Origin of the sequence: Microbacterium sp. B24 (genome assembly GCF_000333415.1) — a bacterium.
Taxonomy (GTDB): Bacteria; Actinomycetota; Actinomycetes; order Actinomycetales; family Microbacteriaceae; genus Microbacterium.
In genome coordinates, this window is record NZ_BADB01000203.1 from 1 (window position 1) to 3,210 (window position 3,210).

Below are 3,210 nucleotides of genomic sequence, written 5' to 3' on the forward strand. Positions count from 1 at the left end.
GATGGGGATACGCGTGCGAAGCACCTGCGCGACGACGTCCTGCGCGATCTCCGCGGCCGACAGCCCGGCGTCTTCGAGGATCTGCTCGCGTGTCGCATGATCGATGAAGGCATCGGGAAGGCCGAGCTCGTCGACGGCCGTGTCGACGCCCGCTTCGCGCAGCACCTGGCGCACGCGCGTTCCGACGCCACCGACGCGGATGCCGTCCTCGATCGTGATCACCAGGCGATGGGCGGCCGCGAGCTTCACGATGGAGGGTTGCACGGGAACGACCCAGCGCGGATCGACGACGGTCGCTCCGATGCCCTGGGCGCGCAGACGCTCGGCGACTTCGACCGCGAGCTGCGTCATCGGGCCGATGCCGACGAGCAGAACGTCCTCGGCCCCGTTCTGCCACAGCACGTCGACACCGTCCGAAAGGCGCTTGAGGGCCGGCTGCTCGACCGCGACGGCGCCCTTGGGAAAGCGGATCACCGTGGGGGCGTCGTCGACAGCGATCGCCTCGTCGAACTCCTCCCGCAAGCGGGCTTCGTCGCGGGGTGCGGCGATGCGGATGCCGGGGACCAGCTGCAGCATCGCGAGATCCCACACACCATGGTGGCTGGGGCCGTCGGGCCCGGTCACACCCGAGCGATCGAGAACGAACGTCACTCCCGCGCGATGCAGGGCCACATCCATGAGCACCTGGTCGAAGGCGCGGTTCATGAACGTCGCGTAGATCGCAACGACGGGATGCAGCCCGCCGAACGCGAGCCCTGCCGCGGAAGCCACCGCATGCTGCTCGGCGATGCCGACGTCGTAGACACGGTCGGGGAAGCGCTGCGCGAACGGCTGCAGGCCCGTCGGGCGCAGCATCGCCGCGGTGATCGCGATGACGTCGTCGCGACGCTCTCCGGCCGCGACGAATGCATCGGCGAAGGCGTCGGTCCAGGCGACGGCATCCGAAGAGCCCAGCGGCTCGCCCGTCGCCGGGTCGATCTTGCCGACGGCGTGGAACTGATCGGCCTCGTCGTTGCGCGCGGGTTCGTAACCGCGGCCCTTCTCGGTGATGACGTGCACGATCACGGGGGCGCTGTAGTCCTTGGCCAGCTGCAACGTCTCCTGCAGTGCGACGAGGTCGTGTCCGTCGATCGGCCCGAGGTACTTGATGTCCAGGTTCGAGTACAGCGCCTCGTTGTTGGAGAAGCGCGAGAGGAATCCATGCGTGCCGCCGCGGACACCACGGTAGACGGCGCGCCCCATCGGTCCGAGTCGACGGAAGAAGGATGCCGAGCTCTTGCGCAGGCTCTCATAGCCCTCGGTGGTGCGCACCCGGTTCAGATAGCGGGCCATCCCCCCGATCGTCGGAGCGTAGGAGCGTCCGTTGTCGTTGACGACGATCACCAGATTGCGATCGTTGTCGTCGGAGATGTTGTTCAGTGCCTCCCAGGTCATCCCGCCCGTCAGCGCGCCGTCACCGACGACAGCGACCACGTGGTGATCCTTGCGGCCGGTGCGGGTCAACGCCCGGGAGATGCCGTCCGCCCAGCTCAGCGAACTCGACGCGTGCGAGGACTCGACGACGTCGTGGACGCTCTCCGCGCGTTGCGGGTAGCCGGCGAGTCCGCCGCGCGAGCGCAGGCCGCGGAAGTCCTGGCGGCCGGTGAGCAGCTTGTGCACATACGACTGGTGGCCGGTGTCGAAGACGAAGGGGTCGTCGGGTGAGTTGAAGACCCGGTGCAGCGCGATGGTGAGCTCTACGACACCGAGGTTCGGTCCGAGATGACCGCCCGTGCGCGCCACGTTCTCGACGAGGAAGTCACGGATCTCCTGCGCGAGCTGCTCGAGCTGCTCGGTGGACAGGGAGTCCAGGTCGCGCGGACCGGTGATCGAAGCGAGCAGACTCATCCTCCGAGTCTACGTCGCCCAAACGCCGACGCCCCGGCATCGGCGTCCCCTTGCAGGGACCGATGCCGGGGCGTTATAACCGGCGCTCAGACCAGCGAACGCAGCACGTACTGGAGGATGCCGCCGTTGCGGTAGTAGTCCGCCTCACCGGGGGTGTCGATGCGCACCTTGGCGTCGAAGACGATCGTCTCCTTGCCTTCCGGCGAGAACTCGCTGGGGGCCGCCGTGACCTTCACGGTCTTCGGGGTGACGCCCTCGTTGAGCTGCTCGAGGCCCTCGATCGAGACGATCTCGGTGCCGTCCAGGCCCAGCGACTTCCAGCTCTGGCCCTCGGGGAACTGCAGCGGCACGACGCCCATGCCGATGAGGTTGGAGCGGTGGATGCGCTCGAAGCTCTCGGTGATGACCGCCTTGACGCCCAGCAGCGACGTGCCCTTCGCGGCCCAGTCGCGCGATGAGCCCGAGCCGTACTCCTTGCCACCGAAGACGACGAGCGGGGTGCCTTCGGCGCGGTAGTTCTCGCACGCGTCGAAGATGTACGACTGCGGGCCGCCCTCCTGCGTGAAGTCACGCGTGAAGCCGCCCTCGACGATCTGACCGTCGTTGACCGCGGCGACCAGCTCGTTCTTGAGGCGGATGTTCGCGAACGTGCCGCGGATCATGACCTCGTGGTTGCCACGACGCGAGCCGTAGGAGTTGAAGTCCTTCTGCGCGACACCGTGCTCGGTGAGGTACTGCGCGGCGGGCGTGCCGGCCTTGATGTTCCCCGCGGGCGAGATGTGGTCGGTGGTGACCGAGTCGCCGAGGGTCGCCATCACCCGGGCGCCGTGGATGTCCGTGACCGGGGTCAGGTCCATGGACATGCCCTCGAAGTACGGCGCCTTGCGCACGTACGTCGAATCGGCGTCCCACTCGAAGATCGGGCCCTCGGGCGTGGGCAGGCTCGTCCAGCGCTCGTCGCCGTCGAACACGGTGGCGTACTGCTTGATGAACTGGTCACGCGAGATCGACGAGTCGATGACCTCCTGCACCTCGTCCGGCGAGGGCCAGATGTCCTTGAGGAACACGTCGTTGCCCTCCGAGTCCTTCCCGAGCGGGTCGGTCTCGAAGTCGAAGTGCATGGAGCCGGCGAGGGCGTAGGCGACGACGAGGGGCGGCGAGGCGAGGTAGTTCATCTTCACGTCGGGGCTGATGCGGCCCTCGAAGTTGCGGTTGCCCGACAGCACGGCCGTGACGGCCAGGTCGTTCTCGTTGATCGCCGCCGAGACCTCCTCGATGAGAGGTCCGGAGTTGCCGATGCAGATGGTGCAGCCGTAGCCGACC

2 protein-coding genes are annotated in these 3,210 nt (G+C 67.7%); both read right to left on the reverse strand.

Annotated features, from left to right (window positions below; genetic code table 11):
* Positions 1-1,887: 1-deoxy-D-xylulose-5-phosphate synthase (gene dxs, locus I5I_RS05260; protein ID WP_036317351.1), on the reverse strand; the 1,887-nt coding region annotated here is incomplete at its 3' end.
* Positions 1,888-1,973: 86 nt separating this feature from the next.
* Positions 1,974-3,210 (reverse strand): aconitase family protein (locus I5I_RS05265; RefSeq protein ID WP_036317352.1); only part of this gene is annotated, 1,237 nt, incomplete at its 5' end.